This is a genomic window from bacterium, from assembly GCA_029210965.1.
GTDB lineage: Bacteria > BMS3Abin14 > BMS3Abin14 > BMS3Abin14 > BMS3Abin14 > JALHUC01.
Genome location: JARGFZ010000101.1, coordinates 1 through 1,563 on the forward strand (window position 1 = coordinate 1; position 1,563 = coordinate 1,563).

The following is a 1,563-nucleotide window of genomic DNA, read 5'->3' on the forward strand; positions in this document are numbered from 1 at the left end:
GGACCGACAACCTGCCTGTACTGCCATCCCCTGAACTGGATCAGATCAGAAGATCAATGGAGATCTTCAGTGCGGAGCAGCCCGAAGGCTTGAAGGCGGTGTCGTGCTTGTGGCAGTCGGAACAGTCGCCCGGGTTGCCGCCGGGTGACGGGTGGCCGGTGGAAGAGGCGGTGGCGTCGTCCTGGAAGGAGGTCATGTCGGCGTCGACGGTCTCGTGGCACTCCTGGCACAGGCTGGAGAACGGCGCGTCGGCGTCGGCGTAGCTGTCGCCGGCGGTGCTCACGCCGGTGGTGTCGTTGACGAAGGCCAGGTTGCTGTTGCCGATGGCCCCGTGATTCGTCGGCACGCCCACGGTGGTGGACATGGTGCTCGAGCCGTTATCCCAGAGGTCGGTCTGGATCATCTTCAGGTTGGAGGCGTCACCGTGGGGATCGTGGCAGTCCACGCACTTGGGCGTGATGGACCAGGAGTCCACCTGGGTGTTGTAGCCGGCTATGCTCATGGCCGTCTTGCTGTGATTAACCACGGTAGCAACTGAAGCTGTGGGGTTGCCATCGTGACAGTTGGCGGCATTGTCGGTGCAGGTAAAGCCCGTCGTCAACCGGAACGCATTGGCGTTGGAAAGAGCTGCCGTGAAATCGTGGGCCTGGCTCATGGCGTGACAGTCCAGACAGGCGATGGACTTGGCCCCGTGGCCGCGGCCCGTCCACTCGCTGGAAGCGGTACCGGTGGCCACCGCGCTGGCCGTCTCGTCCTGACCGTTGAAGCTGTTCACGTCCAGGGTGTTGTAGTGGCAGTCGGAACAACCCAGCAGCGACGGGGTGGCGTTCCACGCCGGGTCAACGGCCGCGTCGTGGCAGGCGCCGCTGTCGCAGGTTCCGTACAGGCCGCCGTCACCTACCGTTACTGTGCCGCTGTAGGCGCTGGCCTGGGCCGCCACGTCCACGGTGCCGTTGATGTGCGATGTCTGGCCGGCCATGGAGGTCTCGCTGGTGGCGGTGTGACAGTCGGTGCAGTCAACCGTCGGGTGGGCAAGGTGGGCGCCGTGGGCCTGGGTGGGCGTGGCCGCGTGACATGTGGCGCAGCCGGTGCCGGCATTGCCCCAGATGGGCGTCAGGGTGGCCGCGCCCGTCCCGTCGTTGTGGCACGTGGTCGTCGAACAGGTCCCGAAGGTGGTGTTATACGGAGCCGCCGTGCTGGCGCTGTACGTCAGGTTCGACAGCGACAGCGCGACGCTGCCCGTCATGTGACCGTAGGACGTCCCGTTGTTCGGGTGGCAGCTGTCGCAATCCACCGGGATACCGTAAGTCCCCGCCGCGGCCATGTGGGCCCCGTGGCTGCCCGTGCCGGGATCCGTCATGGAGTGGCAGAACGCGCAGCTCGAGTTCGTCGAGCCCCACGCCGCCGAGTAGCCGCCATCCACCGAAGGATCGTGGCACACGTTCGCGCACGTGTCGGTGCCATCGGTCCAGCTGCCCGTCGCGAACCAGGAACCGGACGTGTCGATCGCCGCCTCATCCTGTTCGGCGTTGGCCCGGCCCACCAGAACAGCGCCGTCGTTGG

At 66.3% G+C, this 1,563-nt stretch carries 2 protein-coding genes; one reads left to right on the forward strand and one right to left on the reverse strand.

Features of this window, described 5'->3' with window-relative positions; all coding sequences use genetic code 11:
* Positions 1–40: 40 nt before the first annotated feature.
* A complete protein-coding gene (locus P1S59_14440) occupies positions 41–979 on the reverse strand; it encodes a hypothetical protein (protein MDF1527424.1) in 939 nt (312 codons plus the stop codon).
* A gap of 21 nt (positions 980–1,000) precedes the next feature.
* Between P1S59_14440 and P1S59_14445 the strand changes: the two genes are divergently transcribed.
* The coding region (locus tag P1S59_14445) for a hypothetical protein (protein ID MDF1527425.1) at positions 1,001–1,563 on the forward strand (563 nt) is incomplete at its 3' end.

Coding starts and splice junctions, on each gene's coding strand:
- P1S59_14440 (MDF1527424.1), bottom strand. CDS start 979: ATGGCCGGCCAGACATCGCACATCAACGGCACCGTGGACGTGGCGGCC.